This is a genomic window from Streptomyces sp. R21 (genome assembly GCF_041051975.1).
GTDB lineage: Bacteria > Actinomycetota > Actinomycetes > Streptomycetales > Streptomycetaceae > Streptomyces.
The window spans coordinates 3,636,536-3,654,472 of the sequence record NZ_CP163435.1 but is presented as its reverse complement, the minus strand read 5'-3'; the positions used below and the strand labels follow the sequence as shown (position 1 = coordinate 3,654,472).

The 17,937-nt window shown below is 70.6% G+C and carries 19 protein-coding genes; 9 read left to right on the top strand and 10 right to left on the bottom strand.

Annotated elements, in window-relative coordinates:
- Nucleotides 1–58: 58 nt before the first annotated feature.
- From AB5J56_RS16270 to AB5J56_RS16260, 3 genes are read right to left on the bottom strand one after another with little or no spacing between them, the layout of a single operon-like run.
- Complete coding sequence (locus tag AB5J56_RS16270; RefSeq protein ID WP_369233448.1) at nucleotides 59–1,192, bottom strand: Mrp/NBP35 family ATP-binding protein; 1,134 nt, start codon at nucleotides 1,190–1,192, stop codon at nucleotides 59–61.
- A 44-nt stretch (nucleotides 1,193–1,236) separates the two neighbouring features.
- Nucleotides 1,237–1,842 (bottom strand): DUF1003 domain-containing protein, encoded by a 606-nt coding sequence (locus tag AB5J56_RS16265; RefSeq protein ID WP_369233447.1) that lies wholly within the window; start codon nucleotides 1,840–1,842, stop codon nucleotides 1,237–1,239.
- Nucleotides 1,832–3,112 carry a CBS domain-containing protein gene (locus AB5J56_RS16260; protein WP_369233446.1) on the bottom strand — a complete coding sequence of 427 codons (1,281 nt, stop codon included), beginning with the start codon at nucleotides 3,110–3,112 and terminating at the stop codon, nucleotides 1,832–1,834. Before AB5J56_RS16260 ends, AB5J56_RS16265 begins: the two co-directional genes overlap by 11 nt.
- Nucleotides 3,113–3,284: 172 nt before the next feature.
- On the opposite strand from AB5J56_RS16260, the gene AB5J56_RS16255 reads away from it, so the two are divergent.
- Nucleotides 3,285–4,049, top strand: a complete 765-nt coding sequence (locus AB5J56_RS16255) for a hypothetical protein (protein ID WP_369233445.1) — start codon at nucleotides 3,285–3,287, stop codon at nucleotides 4,047–4,049.
- Between the two features lie 6 nt (nucleotides 4,050–4,055).
- On the opposite strand, the gene AB5J56_RS16250 is transcribed toward AB5J56_RS16255, so the two are convergent.
- Both AB5J56_RS16250 and AB5J56_RS16245 read right to left on the bottom strand, forming a co-directional pair.
- Nucleotides 4,056–4,604, bottom strand: a complete 549-nt coding sequence (locus tag AB5J56_RS16250) for a hypothetical protein (protein ID WP_369233444.1) — start codon at nucleotides 4,602–4,604, stop codon at nucleotides 4,056–4,058.
- 22 nt (nucleotides 4,605–4,626) lie between these two features.
- A complete protein-coding gene (locus tag AB5J56_RS16245) occupies nucleotides 4,627–5,742 on the bottom strand; it encodes a magnesium and cobalt transport protein CorA (RefSeq protein WP_369233443.1) in 1,116 nt (371 codons plus the stop codon).
- A 542-nt stretch (nucleotides 5,743–6,284) separates the two neighbouring features.
- Here AB5J56_RS16245 and AB5J56_RS16240 point away from each other — a divergent pair.
- From AB5J56_RS16240 to AB5J56_RS16225, 4 genes are all read left to right on the top strand, one after another.
- The gene (locus AB5J56_RS16240) at nucleotides 6,285–6,869 is read left to right on the top strand and encodes a suppressor of fused domain protein (RefSeq protein ID WP_369233442.1); all 585 of its coding nucleotides are present in this window, start codon (nucleotides 6,285–6,287) and stop codon (nucleotides 6,867–6,869) included.
- 165 nt (nucleotides 6,870–7,034) lie between these two features.
- Entirely contained in the window at nucleotides 7,035–7,676 is a 642-nt protein-coding gene (locus AB5J56_RS16235) for a DUF6758 family protein (RefSeq protein ID WP_369233441.1), read from the top strand.
- A gap of 117 nt (nucleotides 7,677–7,793) precedes the next feature.
- Nucleotides 7,794–8,663, top strand: a complete 870-nt coding sequence (locus AB5J56_RS16230; RefSeq protein ID WP_369233440.1) for a PHP domain-containing protein — start codon at nucleotides 7,794–7,796, stop codon at nucleotides 8,661–8,663.
- 218 nt (nucleotides 8,664–8,881) lie between these two features.
- Entirely contained in the window at nucleotides 8,882–9,487 is a 606-nt protein-coding gene (locus AB5J56_RS16225) for a MarC family protein (protein ID WP_369233439.1), read from the top strand.
- A 112-nt stretch (nucleotides 9,488–9,599) separates the two neighbouring features.
- Here the strand turns inward: AB5J56_RS16225 and AB5J56_RS16220 are convergent, their stop codons facing one another.
- Nucleotides 9,600–9,752 (bottom strand): hypothetical protein, encoded by a 153-nt coding sequence (locus AB5J56_RS16220; protein WP_105968294.1) that lies wholly within the window; start codon nucleotides 9,750–9,752, stop codon nucleotides 9,600–9,602.
- Nucleotides 9,753–10,020: 268 nt separating this feature from the next.
- Here AB5J56_RS16220 and AB5J56_RS16215 point away from each other — a divergent pair, with 268 nt between their 5' ends.
- A complete protein-coding gene (locus AB5J56_RS16215) occupies nucleotides 10,021–10,935 on the top strand; it encodes an NYN domain-containing protein (RefSeq protein WP_369233438.1) in 915 nt (304 codons plus the stop codon).
- Nucleotides 10,936–10,983: 48 nt separating this feature from the next.
- Here the strand turns inward: AB5J56_RS16215 and AB5J56_RS16210 are convergent, their stop codons facing one another.
- Nucleotides 10,984–11,856, bottom strand: a complete 873-nt coding sequence (locus AB5J56_RS16210; protein ID WP_369233437.1) for an alpha/beta fold hydrolase — start codon at nucleotides 11,854–11,856, stop codon at nucleotides 10,984–10,986.
- A gap of 478 nt (nucleotides 11,857–12,334) precedes the next feature.
- Here AB5J56_RS16210 and AB5J56_RS16205 point away from each other — a divergent pair, with 478 nt between their 5' ends.
- The 3 genes from AB5J56_RS16205 to AB5J56_RS16195 all read left to right on the top strand — a co-directional run bounded on the left by AB5J56_RS16205 (nucleotide 12,335) and on the right by AB5J56_RS16195 (nucleotide 14,643).
- Nucleotides 12,335–13,060: a TetR/AcrR family transcriptional regulator gene (locus tag AB5J56_RS16205; protein ID WP_369233436.1), complete on the top strand. Its 726-nt coding sequence runs from the start codon at nucleotides 12,335–12,337 to the stop codon at nucleotides 13,058–13,060.
- Between the two features lie 25 nt (nucleotides 13,061–13,085).
- Nucleotides 13,086–13,412 carry a hypothetical protein gene (locus AB5J56_RS16200; RefSeq protein ID WP_369233435.1) on the top strand — a complete coding sequence of 109 codons (327 nt, stop codon included), beginning with the start codon at nucleotides 13,086–13,088 and terminating at the stop codon, nucleotides 13,410–13,412.
- 103 nt (nucleotides 13,413–13,515) lie between these two features.
- Nucleotides 13,516–14,643 carry an NlpC/P60 family protein gene (locus AB5J56_RS16195; protein ID WP_369233434.1) on the top strand — a complete coding sequence of 376 codons (1,128 nt, stop codon included), beginning with the start codon at nucleotides 13,516–13,518 and terminating at the stop codon, nucleotides 14,641–14,643.
- Between the two features lie 40 nt (nucleotides 14,644–14,683).
- On the opposite strand, the gene AB5J56_RS16190 is transcribed toward AB5J56_RS16195, so the two are convergent.
- The 3 genes from AB5J56_RS16190 to AB5J56_RS16180 all read right to left on the bottom strand — a co-directional run bounded on the left by AB5J56_RS16190 (nucleotide 14,684) and on the right by AB5J56_RS16180 (nucleotide 17,912).
- On the bottom strand, nucleotides 14,684–15,787 hold the full coding sequence (locus tag AB5J56_RS16190) for a CU044_5270 family protein (RefSeq protein ID WP_369233433.1): 1,104 nt from the start codon (nucleotides 15,785–15,787) through the stop codon (nucleotides 14,684–14,686).
- Nucleotides 15,784–16,482 carry an RNA polymerase sigma factor gene (locus AB5J56_RS16185; protein ID WP_369233432.1) on the bottom strand — a complete coding sequence of 233 codons (699 nt, stop codon included), beginning with the start codon at nucleotides 16,480–16,482 and terminating at the stop codon, nucleotides 15,784–15,786. Before AB5J56_RS16185 ends, AB5J56_RS16190 begins: the two co-directional genes overlap by 4 nt.
- A gap of 176 nt (nucleotides 16,483–16,658) precedes the next feature.
- The gene (locus AB5J56_RS16180; RefSeq protein ID WP_369233431.1) at nucleotides 16,659–17,912 is read right to left on the bottom strand and encodes a styrene monooxygenase/indole monooxygenase family protein; all 1,254 of its coding nucleotides are present in this window, start codon (nucleotides 17,910–17,912) and stop codon (nucleotides 16,659–16,661) included.
- Between the last annotated feature and the right edge of the window lie 25 nt (nucleotides 17,913–17,937).

Below are 17,937 nucleotides of genomic sequence, written 5' to 3'. Positions count from 1 at the left end.
GCAGGACGGCGCCCCCTTCGTCGTACTCAGGAAGCACTCGGGGAGCACTCGGGAAGTACTAGAACTTGTTGCGCGGCGTGATCCCCAGCGACATGCCCGACAGGCCTCGCTGGCGGCCGCCCAGCTTCCCGGCGATCGCGCGCAGCGCGGAACCCGCCGGGGAGTCCGGGTCCGTCAGGACGACCGGCTTGCCCTCGTCGCCGCCCTCGCGCAGGCGGACGTCGATCGGGATGGAGCCGAGGACCGGGACGGTCGCGCCGGTCGTGCGGGTGAGGCCCTCGGCGACCGACTGGCCGCCGCCCGTGCCGAAGACGTCGACCATCTCGCCGCAGTGCGGGCACGGCAGGCCCGCCATGTTCTCGACGACGCCGACGATCTTCTGGTGGGTCTGGACGGCGATGGAGCCCGCGCGCTCGGCGACCTCGGCGGCGGCCTGCTGCGGGGTCGTGACGACGAGGATCTCCGCGTTCGGGACGAGCTGCGCGACGGAGATCGCGATGTCGCCCGTGCCCGGCGGGAGGTCGAGGAGGAGCACGTCGAGGTCGCCCCAGTACACGTCCGCCAGGAACTGCTGGAGGGCGCGGTGCAGCATCGGGCCGCGCCACACCACCGGGGCGTTGCCCGGGGTGAACATGCCGATGGAGATGACCTTCACGCCGTTCGCGGACGGCGGCATGATCATGTTCTCGACCTGGGTGGGCTTGCCGTCGGCGCCCAGCATGCGGGGCACGGAGTGGCCGTAGATGTCGGCGTCGACGACGCCCACCTTCAGGCCGTCCGCGGCCATCGCCGCCGCCAGGTTCACCGTCACCGAGGACTTGCCGACGCCGCCCTTGCCGGACGCCACCGCGTACACGCGGGTCAGCGAGCCCGGCTTGGCGAAGGGGACCTCGCGCTCGGCCTGGCCGCCGCGCAGCGCGGACGCCAGCTCACGGCGCTGCTCGTCGCTCATCACGTCGAGGGTCACGTCGACGCGCGTGACGCCCTCGACCGCCGCGACCGCGTCCGTCACGTTCTTGGTGATCGTCTCGCGCATCGGGCAGCCGGAGACGGTCAGGTAGACGGTGACCGCGACCGCTCCGTCCGCACCGATCTCCACTGCCTTGACCATCCCGAGCTCGGTGATGGGTCGTTGGATCTCGGGGTCGTTCACCGTCGCCAGTGCTTCACGCACCGCGTCTTCCGTAGCCATAGGGTCGATGGTACGGCGCCCCCCAGGTGCCTCGGAAAGCCCCGTCAGCGGTCGTCTACGTCACGTCCGCGCGGTGCTTCCGCCGGGAATACGACGTGGCCGTCCTGGTGATGCCCGTCCAGCTCCTTGACCAGGTCCTGGAGTTCGGAGCGGATCCAGTCGCGGGTGGCGACCTCGCCGAGGCCGATACGCAGGGCGGCGATCTCCCGGGTCAGATATTCGGTGTCCGCGATCGAGCGCTCGTTCTGCTTGCGGTCCTGTTCGAGATTGACCCGGTCGCGGTCGTCCTGCCGGTTCTGCGCGAGCAGGATGAGCGGGGCCGCGTAGGAGGCCTGGAGCGACAGCATCAGGGTCAGGAAGATGAACGGGTAGTGGTCGAAGCGCAGGTCGGAGGGGGCCGCGACGTTCCACAGCACCCACAGGATGATGACGACCGTCATCCAGACGATGAACCGCCCGGTGCCCAGGAACCGCGCGATCCGCTCCGACAGCCGTCCGAAGGCCTCCGGGTCCCATTCCGGCAGCAGCCGGCGGCGCGGCAGCAGCGGCTGGTCCAGCCGGGTGCGCGGCCGGGTGGTCGCGGTCGCCCCGGAGACGGTGCGCTCGCGGGTCTCGACGCGGGTGTCGCGTCCGTCGCGCTCAGGCGCCATGGGGAGCCCCCTCGTCGAGATGGAACTCGGTCTCGCGCCAGTCCTCCGGCAGCATGTGGTCCAGTACGTCGTCCACGGTCACCGCGCCGAGCAGCGAGCCGCTCTCGTCGACCACGGGCGCCGCGACCATGTCGTACGTCGCGAAGAAGCCCGCCACCACCGGCAGCGCGGCGTCCGGGGACAGCGGCATCAGATCGTCGTCGACCAGGGCGCTGACCAGTGTGTACGGCGGGTCGCGAAGGAGCCGCTGGAAGTGAACGGTCCCCAGGTACTTGCCGGTCGGCGTCTCGTCCGGCGGGCGGCACACGTACACCTGCGCGGCGAGCGCGGGGGACAGGTCCTGGTTGCGGATGGAGGCCAGCGCGTCGGCGACGGTGGCGTCCGGCCGCAGCACGATCGGCTCGGTCGTCATCAGACCGCCGGCCGTCTTCTCCTCGTACGCCATCAGCCGCCGTACGTCGGCCGCGTCGTCCGGCTGCATCAGCGTCAGCAGCCGCTCCTTGTCCTCCTCGGGCAGCTCGGCGAGCAGGTCGGCCGCGTCGTCCGGGTCCATCGCCTCCAGGACGTCGGCGGCGCGCTCCTCCTTCAGCTTGCCGAGGATCTCGATCTGGTCGTCCTCGGGCAGCTCCTCCAGGACGTCGGCGAGACGGTCGTCGTCGAGGGCGGCGGCCACCTCGGCGCGCCGTTTGGGGGAGAGGTGGTGCAGGACGTTGGCGAGGTCGGCCGGGCGCAGCTGCTCGAAGGTGGCCAGCAGGCTCTCGGCGCCCTGTCCGTGCTCCTCCAGCGAGAACCCGGTCACGGCGGACCACTCGACGGTCAGCGTCTCGCCCTTGGCCCGCCGGAAGGTCCCGCCGGACTTCCCCTTCCGTACGAAGACGCGGTCGATCTCCCAGTCCCGGCGGGCCGGCAGCTGGTGCACCGCCACATCGAGGACGGCGACCTCCTCGCCGGTCTCGACGAGCGTGACGCGCCGGTCGAGGAGCTCGCCGATCACCAGCCGTTCGGTGGGCCGCTGCTCGAAGCGGCGCACGTTGAGCACGCCGGTGGAGATGACCTGGCCGGACTGGATGCCGGTCACCCGGGTCATCGGCAGGAAAATGCGGCGCCGCGTGGAGAGTTCGACGACGAGCCCGAGCAGCCGGGGCGGACGGCGGCCGACCCGCAGCATGGCGACCAGATCGCGGACGCGCCCCACCTGGTCGCCGTTCGGGTCGAAGACGGGGACACCGGCGAGGTGCGAGACGAAGATCCGGGGGGCGCCTGCTGCCATCCGCCGCGCCTCCCTTTCGTCTGCGAATGTCCGCTGAATTGGGCTTCAGGCTAGCCCGTCCCGGTCGGATACGCCCTGGTGGGCGGTCCGGACGGACTGCCTCCGTCGACCGCCTACGGCACGGGTACGCTGCCGTACGCCGTTGAGGACCCCCGCACGAGAGGCCCCACCTGTGACTGCACATCCCACTGGCCGCCGTACGCGCAGGGCCGCACTCGTGAGCGCCGTGTGCGCAGTGGCCGTGATGGGGACGGGACTGACGGGGTGCAGCAGCGACGAGGACCCGGACGCGGGCACCAACGGCGTGGGCAAGCTTCCCGCGACACAGATCCAGGCGAAGTCGCTGAAGGCCGCCCAGTCCTCCGACGCCGTACACCTCTCGGGGAACGTGGTGACAGGCGGTGTCACGTACACACTCGACATGCGCCTGAAATCGGACGGCGGCACCGGCTCCGTCACCTCCAAGAGCGGGACCTTCCGGCTGCTGCGCGTCGGCGAGCACCTCTTCCTCAAGGCCGACGCCGCGTTCTGGGACCACGAGGACGGCAAGAGCGACGACGCCACGACGGACAAGGGGGCCGCCGGCAAGCTCGACGGCATGTACGTGAAGGTCCCCGAGGACGACCCCGCCTACAAGCGCTTCAGCGGCTTCACCGACAAGAACGTCCTGCTCGACGGACTGCTCACGCTGCACGGCACGCTGGCCACCGACGGCCACCACGAGCAGAGCGGCGTCAGCACCATAAGGATCACCGGCGACAAGGGCTCCGGCGGCGCCCTGGACGTCTCCCTGAAGGGCACGCCCTACCCGCTGCTGCTGGTCCGCGCGGGCGGCGCCGGCACCCTCCGTCTCACCGACTGGGGCAAGGACTTCTCCCTGGAGGAGCCGGCGAAGAACGAGACGGTGGACTACGGGCAGCAGCTGCCGTCCTCCTGACCCTTCTCAGGCCTCCTTGCGCTTCTTCTTCCTGAAGAGCAGACGGGGCAGGGCCGCAGGCATCGGCTGCCGGGTCGTCGCCGGGCTCGGCAGCGGAGGCGCGGCGAGCGAGCCGTCCGGCAGCTCGGCCGGCGTGCCCGACGGCTCCAGGCGCAGCACCCGGCATTCGCGGGCCCAGCGCCCGGGCATCGCCTCGCCGTCCGGCGCGTTCAGCCGCTTGCCCTTGAGCTCGGCGACCGCCGCCTGCCACTGCGCGGAGTCCGGAGCGAGCTCCACGACCTTCGCGGGCCAGGCGACCAGTCGGCCGCCCTTGTCCTTGCTGCGTACGGTGACGACCGCGTCGCCCCCGTCGTCGAGCCCCGGCAGCGGCTGCTCGCCCGGCCCGTCCCCGACCACGCAGGCGGCGCCGTCGTGCCAGACGTGCCACAGCGGCCGCCCGGGCCGGGCCGCGCCTTCCGCCCGGAGCGTGGGCACGCCGTTGCCGGTCACCCAGATCAGCCCGGACTTCTTGGTGGCCTCCTCGACGAGGGCCTGGTCGAGCAGCTCACTTGTCATGGGGCAAGACTAGCGAGCCCGATCACAGCCAGCCGTTGCGCTTCAGCGTGCGGTGGATCGTGAGACAGATGCCGACGGTGACGCCGAGGACGAGCGGGTAGCCGAACTTCCAGTGCAGCTCCGGCATGTACTGGAAGTTCATGCCGTAGACGCCGCAGACCATGGTCGGTACGGCGACGATCGCGGCCCATGACGTGATCTTGCGCATGTCCTCGTTCTGCGCGACCGAGGCCTGCGCCAGGTTGGCCTGGAGGATCGAGTTGAGCAGCTCGTCGAAGCCGAGGACCTGCTCCTGGACGCGGGCGACGTGGTCGGCGACATCGCGGAAGTACTTCTGGATGTCCGGGTCGATCAACCGCATCGGCCGCTCGCTCAGCAGCAGCATGGGGCGCAGCAGCGGGGCGACGGCGCGCTTGAACTCCAGTACCTCGCGCTTGAGTTGGTAGATCCGGCCGGCGTCCGTGCCGCGCGGCGTGCCCTTGCGTCCGGGCGAGAACACCTCCGTCTCCACCTCGTCGATGTCGTCCTGCACGGCGTCCGCGACCGCGATGTACCCGTCGACGACGTGGTCGGCGATGGCGTGCAGCACCGCCGAGGGGCCCTTGGCGAGCAACTCCGGGTCGTCCTGCAGCCGGTGGCGCAGCGCCCGCAACGAGCCCTGCCCGCCGTGCCGGACGGTGATGAAGAAGTCCCGGCCGGTGAAGCACATGACCTCGCCGGTCTCCACCACCTCGCTGGTGGCGGTGAGTTCGTCGTGCTCGACGTAGTGGATGGTCTTGAAGACGGTGAACAGCGAGTCGTCGTACCGCTCCAGCTTGGGCCGCTGGTGGGCCTGTACGGCGTCCTCCACAGCCAGCGGGTGCAGCCCGAACTCGCGCGCGATACCGGCGAATTCGGCCTCGGTGGGCTCGTGCAGACCGATCCAGACGAAGCCCCCGTCGCGGCGCACCTGGCGCATCGCCTCGTGCGGGGTCAGGGCGCTGGGAGTGTCGACGCGGGCACCGTCGCGGTAGACGGCGCAATCGACGACCGCGGAGGGCGTCGCGGGGTCACGGGTGGTGTCGTAGCCGCCGCTCTCCTTGCGCAGCGTGGGACGGGAGGGCCGGACCGCGGCACGCAGGTCACGGATCATCGACATGGCAGGCTCCTTCGCAACGGAAGGCCGCCTGCGACGGTTGGAACTGCCCGGAATGGGGACGTCCTGACTACGGATGTTTGGCACGTCCACAAAGCGGGGAGCACCGCACCGTCGCGGTGGCAGCTTCGCTTACTGATTCAGATCAGTTCGCTACTGATTCGCTACTGATTCGGATCAGGCAGATCAGACACATCAGGCGGAAACGAAGCGCTCTTCCGTGGTGCACCGGGACAACGCTGACACGCGTGCACGCGATGATGAGAGGAAGCAGCTGGCAGAGCTACGGAACTCAGCGGCCGGAAGAGCGGGTAGTACTGCACGGTCGACTTCGATCCATTGCAGCCCCACCTCCTCCGGTCGGTCCCCCGTGAGGGACGATCCACTCTCCCCGTGACGGGGAGCCCCCTTAGGGGAAGTATCAAGGCGTCGGAGCTTGAGAGCGACGCTTCTGCGTGCTGCCCCGACCAGCGGCCAAGACTATCAGCGCACCGAAGCGTCAAGTCGCCGCTTTGCCCGTTGCTGACGAGTTCTATGCTCACCGCATGGTTGATGTTCTTCCTCTGGTCGAGGCCCGGTTGCACTCTGCGCTGGGCGAACCCGACGCCCGGGCCGCCGTCACCTTCCTCGGCACCGACCGCGTCGAAGTGCTGCGCTTCACAGAGGGGGACGTCGTGCGGTACGCCACGCTCGGCATGTCCGCCCGGCCGATGGCGGACCCCACGGTCGTGGTCGCCGACCCGGTGAAGGGTCCGCGCGCCGAGCTGGTCCTGTCGGTGCGTGCCGGGAACGCCGACACCGACAAGGTGCTCCGCCCGCTCGCCGTGCTCGCCGCCTCCCCGCAGGTCGAGGGGCTGATCGTGAGCCCCGGCGCATCGCTCGACGTCGGCGACCCGCTGTGGCCGGGCGCCCCCTTCACCTCCGTGCTCGTCGCCGAGTCCGGCGGCCTGGTGGAGGACCTGGAGCTGGACGCGCCCGCCGATCCCGTACGGTTCCTGCCGCTGCTCCCGATGACACCCAACGAGGCAGCCTGGAAGCGGGTGCACGGCGCGGCGGCTCTCCAGGAGCGCTGGCTGAACAGCGGAACGGACCTGCGCGATCCGCTGCGCAAGTCCGTGGCGCTGGACTGACTCTGACCGCGGGTCAGTCCGAGAGGACGGCAGAGCCGCATGCGCAGACTAAATTAGGTCACCTAATTAATGTAAGTCGCATCTGGATTCTTTGGGGTGACAGGCACACGCCGGGCGGGTGATCGTCCTTGACGCGGCGAAGGACGGGGAGGACCGTGGGGCCCTATGAGGGGCGAACCCAGTTGCCCGAAGTGTGGTGGCCGGGTCAGGGCTCCCGGACTCTTTGCCGACTCCTGGCAGTGTGATGTGCACGGGACCGTGCATCCGCTGCAGCCCGTGATCCCGCCCAGCGTCGAGGCCCTCGGTGTCGTGGTCCATCGTGCGCGGGTTCCGGTCTGGATGCCGTGGCCGCTGCCGGTCGGCTGGCTGTTCACCGGGGCCGCCTTCGCCGGTGACGACCGCAGCGGTGGACGCGCCACGGCCGTGGCCTGCTCGGGGCCCGGACCGCTCGGCGGCATAGGAGAGCTGGTGCTCGTCGCCGAGGAGCTCGGCGTCGGCCTCGGCGCGCGGTACGCCGGCATCGACGGACCCGACCCCGGCCCGTACATGAGCGTCGAGAAACCGCCCCAGGCCAAGGTTCTCGCCGCCGGGCGCCCGACCCCGCTGTGGCATGTCGCCGGCACACCCGACGACCGTGCCGTCTTCGCCGGCGAGGCGCTCGGGCTGTGGCTGTGGGCCGTCGTGTGGCCGGAGCAGTCGGGGCTCCTGATGTACGACGAGCTGGTGCTGACGGATCTGCGGGACGCGGGCGCCGAGGTGGACCTGCTGCCTTGCGGGGCGTTGTCGCCGCGGATCCTTGAGCCGTGACGGACGACGCGGCGGGCGTAGGGGGCGTAACGGCGCTGCGGGTGTGACAGAGGAGCTCCGGGTTCCCGTTATCCTTGAGCGTCCCCATCCGTTCCGTCACCGCCGGGAGTCCGCGTCGTGCGCATCGATCTGCACTGCCACTCCACGGCCTCCGACGGCACGGACACCCCGGCCGAGCTGGTCCGCAACGCGGGCGCTGCCGGTCTCGACGTCGTCGCGCTGACCGACCACGACACGAGCCGCGGATACGCGCAGGCGATCGCCGCGCTGCCCGAGGGGCTGACCCTCGTCACCGGCGCCGAACTCTCCTGCCGCCTCGACGGCGTCAGCATGCACATGCTGGCCTACCTCTTCGACCCCGAGGAGCCCGACCTGCTCGCCGAGCGCGAGCTGGTCCGGGACGACCGGGTGCCGCGCGCGCAGGGAATGGTCGCCAGGCTTCGGGAGCTGGGCGTGCCCATCACCTGGGAGCAGGTCGCCCGGATCGCGGGTGACGGCTCGGTCGGCCGCCCGCACGTGGCGACCGCCCTCGTCGAGCTCGGCGTCGTGGCGACCGTGGACGACGCCTTCACCGAGAACTGGCTCGCCGACGGCGGCCGGGCCTACGTACCGAAGCACGAGACCGACCCCTTCGAGGCGATCCGCCTGGTCAAGGGCGCGGGCGGTGTCATCGTCTTCGCCCACCCGGCCGCCTCCAAGCGGGGCCTGACCGTGCCCGAGTCCGCGATCGCGGAACTCGCCGCCGCCGGACTCGACGGCATAGAGGTCGACCACATGGACCACGAGCCGGCCACCCGCGCGCGGCTGCGCGGACTCGCGGCCGACCTCGGTCTGCTCGCCACCGGGTCCAGCGACTACCACGGCAGTCGCAAGACCTGTGTGCTCGGCGAGTTCACCACCGATCCCGAGGTCTACGGCGAGATCACCCGGCGGGCCACCGGGGCGTTCCCCGTGCCGGGCACGGGTGGAAGCCGCTCCGCCGAGTAGCTCCCGACCGGACAACTCCCGGGTGCGGATGGCCAGTTGACGCTCCGCCGCCGGGTTGCCCCTCTGTTGTTGCTTCTCTGTTGTTGATTCTGCGTTCGTTCCTGACGCCCGGCGCTCGCCGCCGTGCGTACCCCGTTCCGTGCCCGCCGCGGAACGCTTGTCCACGCGGCCGGCGCCCTGTGCCGTACCGTGCTCGAAATCCCTCGCAAGGCCTCCCCATGTTCGACGTCGCCGTCTTCGGCTCGCTCTTCCTGACCCTCTTCGTGATCATGGATCCCCCCGGGATCACCCCGATCTTCCTCGCGCTCACCGCGGGCCGCCCGGCCAAGGTGCAGAAGCGGATGGCGTTCCAGGCCGTCTGCGTGGCCGGCGGCGTCATCGCCGTGTTCGGTGTGCTCGGGCACCAGATCCTCGACTACCTGCACGTCTCCGTACCCGCGCTGATGATCGCCGGAGGACTGCTGCTCCTGCTGATCGCCCTCGACCTGTTGACCGGCAAGACGGACGAGCCCAAGCAGACCAAGGACGTCAACGTCGCCCTCGTGCCGCTCGGCATGCCGCTGCTCGCCGGGCCCGGCGCGATCGTCTCCGTGATCCTGGCCGTGCAGAAGGCGGACAGCGTCGCCACCCAGGTGTCCGTGTGGGTCGCGATCCTCGCGATCCATGTCGTGCTGTGGGTGGTGATGCGCTACTCGCTGCTGATCATCCGCGTCATCAAGGACGGCGGTGTGGTGCTCGTGACGAGGCTCGCGGGCATGATGCTGTCCGCGATCGCCGTGCAGCAGATCATCAACGGGGTCACGCAGGTGATCCAGTCGAGCTGACCCCGCCTGTACGGCGATGACTACACGCAGAGCCCCGTACGGCATCGATGCCGTACGGGGCTCTGAAGTGTGTAAAAGCGTCCGCGCGTGATGACGTCAGAGCGTCATGACGTCATGAGGCGGACGAGTCGGCCGGGCGGATCCAGAGGCGCTGCCCGATGGCGGCGGCCTGCTGAACGATCCGGTTGACGGAGGCGGCGTCCACAACGGTACTGTCCACGGGCGTGCCGTCGACATCGTCGAGTCGCATGATTTCGAAGCGCATGGGCTTCTCCCTTCGTCTGGTCATCCTCCTGAGGAGAACTACTGATGTGGTGATCCGTGGAGCCTCTGTGCTTCACGTTCCATAGGTAGTCAACGGGGTGCGTGTTACAAACATTCCCTACGCTAAGGAAAATTTTCGAGAACCTAATTACTCACGAGTAAGCCTCGTGGGTGAGCGGGATCCTGGGTCGTGGGGGCCGGCCGAGGGCGACCGGAACCGACCGGGACCGGTTGTGTTCGTAGCGTGACGGCCGGGACAATGGTGTGCAATGAACGACGACCTCATGGGACCCGACGACCTCGCGATGCTCGGCGCCCGTATCGACCGCACGAACGAGCTGCTGCACCGCATGCTCGCCGAGGTGGCGAAGACGCCCTCCACCCATGCGATCTTCGTCGACGCCGGGTATCTCTACGCCGCCGCGGGGCGGCTCGTCACCGGGACCGAGGACCGTCGGGCCTTCGACCTCGACGCCGAGGGCCTGATCGAGGCACTCATCGACAAGGCGCGCTCGATCTTCGCCGACAGCCGACTGCTCCGCGTGTACTGGTACGACGGGGCACGGCGCCGCATCCACACCGCCGAACAGCAGTCGATCGCCGAACTTCCCGATGTGAAGGTCCGCCTCGGCAACCTCAACGCCAACAACCAGCAGAAGGGCGTCGACTCCCTCATCAGGTCCGACCTGGAGTCCCTCGCCCGGCACCGCGCCATCAGTGACGCGGCGCTTCTCGGCGGCGACGAGGACCTCGTGTCGGCGGTCGAGGCGGCGCAGGGCTACGGCGCGCGCGTCCACCTCTGGGGCATCGAGGCACCCGAGAACCGCAACCAGGCCGAGCCGCTGCTGTGGGAGGTCGACAGCCAGCGCACGCTCGACCTCGAATTCTTCAAGCCATACGTGTCACGGCGCACCGCCGCCACGTACGACGCCTCGTCCGCGACCCGGCCCGCCCGCGAGGACGTACGGTTCGTCGGCGCGCAGATCGCCGCGAAGTGGCTGGCCGAGCGGGGGCGGGGGGCGGTGGTGGAACTGCTGCCCGGGCATCCGTATCTGCCCGGCTCGGTCGATCAGGACCTGCTGGTGGAGGCGGAGGGGCTGCTGCAGTACTCGCTGCGCGGGCAGGCGGATCTGCGGCGGGCGCTGCGGGACGGGTTCTGGGAGCACTTGCAGGCGCAGTACTAGGCGCAGTACTAGGCGCAGTACTAGGCCCAGTACCAGGCGCTGCCGTTGTCACCCGGTGTTGGTGTGGTCCCAGAACTCCGCGAGGGCGCGGGCCGTTTCGAGAGGCTGGTCCGTGTTGGGGGAGTGCTCGGCGTCCCGTACGACGGTGCGGTGGGCGTCGAGGCGTCCGGCCATCTCGTCGAGCAGGGGGATCGGCCAGGTGTCGTCGCGTTCGCCCGACAGGACATGCTTGGGCAGGCGTACGGCGGCCAGTTCGGCCACGCGGTCCGGTTCCGTGCAGAGCTGCCGGCCGGTCGCGATGAGCTGGGCGGGGCTGTTGGCGAGCCAGCGGCGGCGGAGGTCGTCCCGGTCGTCAAGACCGTCGTCGAGGTCGCCGGCGTCCGTCTCCTCCGGCGGATCCATCGCCTGGATGGCGTCCCACACGCGCGCCATGTCCATCACGCCGAGGGCGTCCCTGAGCAGTTTCACGCGCTGCTGCTGGGAGGGGGAGATCTGGGCGGGGCCCGACGACATGAGGGTCAGCGAGACGAAGGGGGACGGGTCGAGCAGCACCGCGGCGCGGGCGATCTGGCCGCCGAGCGAGTGCCCGACGAGGTGTACGGGCGTGTCGAGGGCCCGCGCCTGCGCGAGCACGTCCCGGGCCAACTCGTCCTGCGCGTAAGCCGTTTCGTCGTGCTCGGGCCCCTCCGACTCGTACTGCCCGCGCCCGTCCACGGCGACGGTCCTGTACCCGGCCTCCGCCAACGGCCCGTGCAACGCGACGAAGTCCTCCTTGCTCCCGGTGAACCCGGGCAGCAGCATCGCGGTTCCCCGCGGCGCTGCCGCCGCAGCAGCGTCGAACACGGCGAACTCACCGCGAGCGGTCGCCAGCCGGTAGGCACGGACGCCGGGGGGCGGGGTGAAGCTGGGGGGCCTGCTCATGGGGTGAGGCTACCTGTGGTGGGGGCGCTTTTCGTTGGCGGGGGCGCCGTTCGCAGGGGGTCCGGTGGGTGGGTCGGGGCCGTGCCGGTACGTTCTGCCCGTCGCCGCGTGGGCGTACTGCCCGGGGGCTGAATACGGCGGGACTTGGCGGGCGATCTGCTACGCGACGGGCAGGAACGTACCGGCACGGCCCCTTCCGTGCGTACGCGACTGCGGGCCGTCCTCGCCCAGCTGCGGGCAATCGTGCCGCTGGGGCGGCACGGGTGGGCGCAGGCGGCGCCCCGTAAGCGCCGGGCTGCGCGACCCACCTCCGCCCCGCACCAACCCCGGGTGCTGTACAAGCAAGGGGTAACCGGGGTTTGCCCACCCGCCCAGGGCGCCGTGGAAACACAGGGTGACCGGGGGCTGCCCACCCACCCCGGGTAACCGGCAGGCGCGGCCGGGGCCAACCCCCGGGAACACGGTTACGCTGCGGGACATGACCTCCGAGGCTCCCACCCGCGCGTACCGTCGGCTGAGTGTCGAGGAGCGGCGCAGCCAGCTGCTCGAAGCGGCGCTGTCGCTCTTCGCGCACCGTGCGCCGGAGGAGATCTCGCTGGACGACGTGGCGGAGGCGGCCGGGGTCTCGCGACCGCTGGTGTACCGGTACTTCCCGGGCGGCAAGCAGCAGCTGTACGAGGCCGCCCTGCGGTCGGCGGCGGAGGAGCTGGAGCACTGCTTCGCGGAGCCCCCGGAGGGACCGCTCACCCAGCGGCTGGGCCGGGCGCTCGACCGGTACCTCGCCTTCGTGGACCAGCACGACGCCGGGTTCAGCGCCCTGCTGCAGGGCGGGAGCGTCGTGGAGACGTCGAGGACGACGGCGATCGTGGACGGCGTGCGGCGGGCGGCCGCCGAACACATCCTCGACCACCTCGTCGTGCAGGATCCCGGGCCCCGGCTGCGCATGACCGTGCGGATGTGGATCACCGCCGTGGAGGCCGCCTCGCTCATCTGGCTGGACGAGGACAAGCAGCCGCCGCTGGACGACCTGCGCGACTCGCTCGTGGAGCAGTTCGTGGCGGTCCTCGTGGCGACGGCGGGCCGCGACCCGCAGACCGAGCAGGTCGTGCGGGCCGCGATCGCGCTGGAGAGCGCGGACGGGGCCGCGGGCACGCTGGTCCGCCGGGTGCTGCCGATCATCGGGGACGCCGCCCACCTGCTGTGACGGTCGCGTTTGTGACACTGGTGCGGTGAAGCGAGAAGACACGCCCTTCGTGGGCGGCCCCCTGGACGGCCGTGTGCTGCCCGTACTGCTGGGCGCGACCGGACATCCCCCGAAGGTCTACCGGGTTCCCGTCCCGGCCGCGGACGGCGGGCCCCCGACCGTGCTCGTCTACCGGCGTGTGCAGGCCAGGCAGAGCCGGCGGCTCGGGCTGCATCAGGGGTGGAAGTACGTCTACGACCCCGAGGGGAAGGGTGACGGCGGGCTGAAGTGGCCCTGGTCCAAGCCGGACACCAGGAAGGGCGCCGAGCACGGCGGCGCGCCGGGCGCCACTCCGGATGCCGCCGACGAGTGACGTCCTTGGGCCGAACCGCCCACCGCCCGCGCGCGCTGCGCGCGGGAACGTCTGATGCTCGCGGTACGGGGTGGAGAGGCCGCCCCGCACCGGAGGTGATGGCGTGTCAGGAAGGCTTCTGCGTCTGGTGTGTACGGCGGCGGTGGCGGCCGGCGTCGCCCTCGCGCCCGTGCCCGCCGTGGGCGCCCCGGAGCCCGAGGGGCGGTCGGTCGGCGCGCTCCTGACGGATCTTCAGCGGCTGTACCGGGAGGCCGAGCAGGCCAGTGAGACGTACAACGCGACCGAGGAGAAGCTGAAGACGCAGCGCGCCGAGGTCGCGCGGATCGACGGCGACCTCGCCAAGGCGCGGCTCTCCCTGCACGACAGCCGGGGGGTCGCCGGGCGGCTGGCCCGGCAGCAGTACCAGAACAGCAGCGAGATCTCCTCGTACGTACGCCTCCTGCTCGCCCGCGATCCGCAGCACGCGCTCGACGAGGGGCATGTGATCCGGCAGCTGTCGCAGGAGCGGGCCGCGAGTGTGCAGCGGTTGGAGGGGAATGAGAAGCGCAGCGATGCGCTGGCGCGGGCGGCACGCAAGGCCCTCGACGGTCAACTCACCCTCGCCGAGCGGCAGAAGAAGGCGCGGGACGGCGTACAGAAGCGGCTGGCGGATGTCGAGGAGCTGCTCGCCTCGCTCAGTGCCGAGCAGCTCCGGCAGCTGGCCGAGCTGGAGCGGGCGGGCACGGTCGCCGCGCAGAAGAAGTTCATGGCGTCCGGTGCGCTGAGCAGTGAGCGGGCGCCTTCGCGGGAGGGGGACGCGGCGCTGCGTTATGCCGTACAGCAGATCGGCAAGCCGTACGAGTGGGGAGCCGAGGGGCCGGCGTCGTACGACTGCTCGGGGCTGACCTCGCAGGCCTGGGACCATGCCGGGCAGGCGATTCCGCGGACCAGTCAGGAGCAGTGGGCCGAGCTGCCCCGGATTCGGCTGGGTGAGCTGCGCCCCGGTGATCTGGTCATCTACTTCCCCGAGGCCACGCATGTCGCCCTCTATCTGGGCGACGGGATGGTGGTGCAGGCGCCACGGCCCGGGGCGAAGGTCAAGGTGTCACCGATCGCGGCCAATCCGGTACTGGGCGCGGTGCGGCCCGACCCCGGCGGGGAGCCCCTGCGGCGGTACACGCCACCGAAGCTCCCCGAGCACGCCTTGGACGGGGCCGATGAGGGTTACGCGCCGGTCACCGAGCCGAGGTAGGCCGCCGCCCTCTCCGGCTCGGCGAAGCCGACCCCGGGCTTCAGCCCTTCTGCTCGGGCGTCTGCTTCATGCCGTCGACGATCGCGCGCTTGGTGACGGCACTGGTGAAACGGACGGTGCCGGGCTTCATGACGACCCCGTCCTCGGAGACCGACTTGACCTGCACGGTCCGCTCGCCGAGGAAGACGTGCGTCTTCTTGTCGAAGATCCACTCCTCGCGTGCGCCGCTGGTCGCGTCCATCCGCGCCACCGCGACGCCCGCGCGGCCGAGCGCGTCCTTGGTGTCGTTCACCACGACCACGCCCGGGATCTTCGCGGCGGCCTTGAACAGGGCCGAGTAGAGCTCCGCGGGCGGGTAGCTCTCGACGAGCAGGTCACCGATCGTGGTGAACGCCTGCTGGTCGGGGCTGTTTCCCTGCCCCTCGGTCTCCTTGTAGATCAGCTTCAGCAGCTCGTCGGGGTCCGTGGTCAGCCGGGCCAGGAAGTCGTACGACGGGCCGTTCAGGCCGGCCTCGGGCGTGTTGCCCTGCTCGTCGGGCAGGCTCAGCGTCTCGCCCTCGGGGCCCTCATTCACGGCTGCGTCGATCAGCCAGCCCTTGGTGCCGTCGGCGGACTGCCAGATCTGGCGCCGGTGCAGCGCATAGCTGCCGAGACTGCTCTTGTCGTCGACCGTCTTCACGAAGGTGTCCGACGTCTGGGACTCGATGTAGACGTACTGCCCGGGCTTGACCGTGGGGTGGGTCTCCTCGGCCGCCGCCAAGGAGACCTGGTCGAGCAGCTGCGGCAGCCCCTTGGTGGTCGTGGCGCCGACGGGGACGATCAGTGCGGGTCCGGTGGCGACACCGCCGCCGTGCGCGCTGTCGTCGTTCAGCGCCAGCCCGGCGACGACCGCGCCCGCCACGGCCAGCGCCATCGCGGGGAGCGCGAACGCCGGGCGCAGCATGCGGGGCCTTCGGGGCTTCGGCAGGGTGGGGGCGGCCGTCGTGGTGCTCGCGTCCCGCTGGGTGTCCTGCTGGATGTGGGCCATCAAACGCTCCTTGTGGAACTGGTGACGGCCCGCCGGGAGATCGCGCGCAGTCTGCGGGAGGAGAGGCGCGCTCTCCTCCCACTCGGCCGGACTCTGCCGGGACTGGGTCGCTTTCATCGATTTCCTTCCGATACGGGCCGGATCGAGTGGATGTGTTCTCCTCTTGTCTGTCGATCCGGCCGGCCGAGTTCCCGATTTCCTCGTACGGGTTTTCCCGCGCGTTTTTGGGCGCGGTAGTCCGTGTACGGGTCCGGCGCCGCCCCGGCGGCAGGTTGGCCGCCGAGTTCGGCCTCGGTGAGTTTGCGCAGCTTGGCGCGGGCGCGGGAGAGGCGTGAGCGCACCGTTCCGACGGCGATGCCGAGCACCTCGGCCGCGGCCGTGTACTCCAGCCCCTCCCAGAGGCACAGCGTCAGGACCTCGCGCTCGGGTCTGCGCAGTGCGGCCAGCGCGCGCAGGGCGGCGGCGATGCGCCGTCGGTCGTCGAGCCGGCCCGCCACCTCGTCGGCGTGGTCGGGCAGCGCCGTCTCGGCCTCCGCGGCGGCGTTCGCCGCGGCCCGGTAGCGCCGGTTGCTGCGATGGTGCCCCCGGGAGACGTTGGTCGCCACGCCCAGCAGCCACGGCCGCAGGGTGCCCCCCTCGGCGTCGACCCGGTCACGCAGCCGCCACGCTTCCATGAAGGTCTCGGCCATCACGTCCTCTGCCGCGGACCAGTCCGCGGTGAGGCGGAAGGCGTGGTTGTAGACAGCGCGGGCGTAGCTGTCGTACAGCTCGGCGAAAGCGCTCGGATCCCCGGCCCGTATCCGGGTACGCATGTCAGTGCTCACCTTCATTAACTGCCGATCCACGCACTCCGGGTTCCCGTGATCCACGTCACACGGGACGGCAGAGGTGCCGGCAGATCCAGGACACCGCTCGCACCGGCGAGTGCGCCGGCCCAAAGAAACGAGGCCCGGACACGGTGTCCGGGCCTCGATCTCGTGTGCGTCCGTCAGGCTCCCGCGACCGACGCCAGGTATGCCCCCGTCTTCTCCGGGTCGTAGAAGAAGTTCTCGAAGTCCGACGGGTCGTCGAAGCCGTTGGCGAAACGGTTGGCCACCGGCGGGAGCCCGCCCGCCGCGCCGATCAGGTTCAGGACGTGCTCCGGGGGGACGCCCAGCATCGCGTTGGTCCACTTGGTGACGTGCTGGGCGGTGTCCCAGTAGCGGTCGAAGGTGGACTGCATCCACTCCTCGTCGAAGGGCTTGTCGCCCTGGTCGAGGATCGAAGCCAGGTACGCGGCCGCGCACTTGGCGGCCGAGTTGGAGCCCTGGCCGGTGATCGGGTCGTTCGCCACGACCACGTCGGCGACGCCCAGGACCAGGCCGCCGCCGGGGAGGCGGCCGATCGGGTTGCGGACGGTGGGGGCGTAGCGTCCGGCCAACGTGCCGTTCGCGTCGGTCAGTTCGACCTTGGTGGCCCGCGCGTACTCCCAGGGCGTGAACTTCTCCATGAGTTCCAGGGTCAGGGAGAGGTGTTCGGCCGGGTCCTTGACGCCGTTGAAGACATCGAGCGGGCCGCCGGGTATGCCCTCCCAGAACAGGATGTCGGCGCGGCCGGAGGTGGTGAGGGTCGGCATGACGAAGAGCTCGCCGACGCCCGGGACCAGGTTGCAGCGGACCGCGTCGTGGTCCGGGTGCTCGGGGCGGGGACCGAGGCCGTGGACGTAGGAGACCGCGAGGGCGCGCTGCGGCTCGCTGTACGGCGACCGCTCCGGGTCGCGGGCGAACATGGACACCAGCTCGCCCTTGCCGGCGGACACCAGCACCAGGTCGTACGTACGGGAGAAGTAGTCGAGGTCGCCGACCGCCGCGCCGTGTATCACCAGCTGGCCGCCGCGCTGCGCGAAGGTCTCCATCCAGCCGGCCATCTTCACGCGCTGGTCGACCGACTGCGCGTACCCGTCGAGCCTGCCCACCCAGTCGATCGCGCGCTGCGAGGGGCCCGGGTCGAAGGAGCCGGGGGCCGCGACCGAGACGCCGAGTCCTTCGATCTTCGGGGCCTGGGACTCCCAGAAGTTCAGCTGGAGATCGCGCTCGTGCTGGAGGGCGGTGTCGAACATGCACTGCGTCGACATGACGCGCCCGGAGCGGATCTCGTCCGCCGTCCGGTTCGACATCAGGGTGACCTCGTACCCGTGCGACTGGAGGCCGAGGGCGAGCTGGAGTCCGGACTGACCGGCTCCGACGACGAGTATCTTCCGCATGCGGGTCCCAACTCTCCAGACGACG